Raw genomic sequence first — 1,567 nt, forward strand, 5'->3', positions numbered from 1 at the left:
GGGCGCAAGCCCGTGCTGGTGCCGGTGGGCGATGCCATGGCCTGCCTGTTTGCCAGCCTGCCGGGCACCCCGCTGTCGCGCGATCAGCTGGCCCTGCTCAAGGCCGGTAGCGTGGCAAGCGGCACGCTGCCGGGGCTGGCCGAGCTTGGCCTGCGCGCGCGGCCGCTGGGCCTGTTCCTCGATCGCTGGATGCTGCGCTATCGCAAGGCGGGGCGGTTTGGCGTCAAGAGCCTGGGGTAATTCCCGGGTTCGGCAGGCCCTTCGACAGGCTCAGGACAGGCCCTTCGACAGGCCCAGGACAGGCCCTTCGACAGGCTCAGGACAGGCCCTTCGACAGGCTCAGGGCGAACGGGGGTGGAGGTTTTTCCGACCCGTTCGGGCTGAGCCTGTCGAAGCCCTCTACAGATCCTAGGCGTTCACATCGGCATAGTGGGCCGGCGGCTGGATCACGTCCATCCGTTCGGACAGCAGCGGGCGAAAGCTGGGCCGGCTCTTGAACACGGCATACCAGTCGCGCGCCTGCTCGTGGCCATTCCAGTCGATCCCGCCGAGGTAATCGGCCACCGATAGCTGCGCTGCGGCGGCCAGGTCAGCCAGGCTCATGGTCGATCCGGCCAGCCAGGGGCGATTATCGATCAGGTGGTCGATGTAATAGAGGTGATCGTGCGCCAGGCGCAGCGCCTCGCGCAGCATGCGCGAATCGGGTGACTGGCGATAGACCAGCCGCTTCTTCATCCGCTCTTCGAGCAGGGGCATGGTCACGTCGGCAAAGAAGTTCTCGTCGAACAGCGCCACCAGCCGGCGGATCTCGGCGCGGTTGGTGGCCGTGCCGTTGATCATCGGGTTCTTGTCGTTGGTTTCTTCCAGATATTCGCAGATCGCCCGGCTATCGACCAGGGTGATGCCGCGTCCTTCGTCGCGCAGCACCGGGGTGCGCACGGCGGGATTCAGCTTCTGGAATTCCTCGCGATAGTCCCAGGGATTTTCGCGAACCAATTCATAAGGGATGCCCTTTTCCGCCATGAGCAGCCGAACCTTGCGGCTGAACGGGCAAAGGGGAAACTGATAAAGCTGCCACATGCCATGCTCCATGGACGAGGGCCATGGCCCAAGTCCAGCACCGCCGTAATGCATGGGCGCAATTTTTGCTCCGCAGCCGTGCTAATGAAACATGCGCATGCGGTCGCGCAGCACGTCCAGCCCGATCTGCTCGATCGCGGTGATCGGGCAATCGGCCTCCAGCAGCCTGGCCAGCGAGCGCTGCTTCTGTGCGATCAGGTCGATCGCCTGCAGCACGTCCATGTGCCGCGCAGCCACGTCCATGTCGGTACACAGGCGCCCGCCGAGGTCTTCCACTTCGAGCGCCAGTTCTTCCAGCACCACGGCGATGCGCTGATGCGTCGCGTCGCGCAGGCTGGCCGCGTCCGGCGCGGCGTGGCCCGGGCTGGCAGCGGGAGCCGACATGGGCGGGGGCGGGGCATCGAAAGGCACGAAGCCTTCATTCTCGACCGTTTGCGTGGCCTCGGCGCGGGCCGTGGTGCCGGCCGCGCGTGGGGCGGGGTCGGGC

2 protein-coding genes and 1 pseudogene are annotated in these 1,567 nt (G+C 66.2%); 1 reads left to right on the top strand and 2 read right to left on the bottom strand.

The annotated features are described in order from the left end of the window. A pseudogene (locus tag H926_RS28585) lies at positions 1–240 on the top strand (complex I NDUFA9 subunit family protein); the annotation flags it as partial. A 168-nt stretch (positions 241–408) separates the two neighbouring features. Here H926_RS28585 and H926_RS0117890 read toward each other — a convergent pair. After that, complete coding sequence (locus H926_RS0117890) at positions 409–1,080, bottom strand: glutathione S-transferase family protein (RefSeq protein ID WP_028658198.1); 672 nt, start codon at positions 1,078–1,080, stop codon at positions 409–411. Positions 1,081–1,161: 81 nt separating this feature from the next. Then, positions 1,162–1,567 (bottom strand): hypothetical protein (locus H926_RS0117895; protein WP_237741087.1); only part of this gene is annotated, 406 nt, incomplete at its 5' end.

The sequence above is a fragment of the Novosphingobium sp. B-7 genome (assembly GCF_000410615.1).
GTDB lineage: Bacteria > Pseudomonadota > Alphaproteobacteria > Sphingomonadales > Sphingomonadaceae > Novosphingobium > Novosphingobium capsulatum.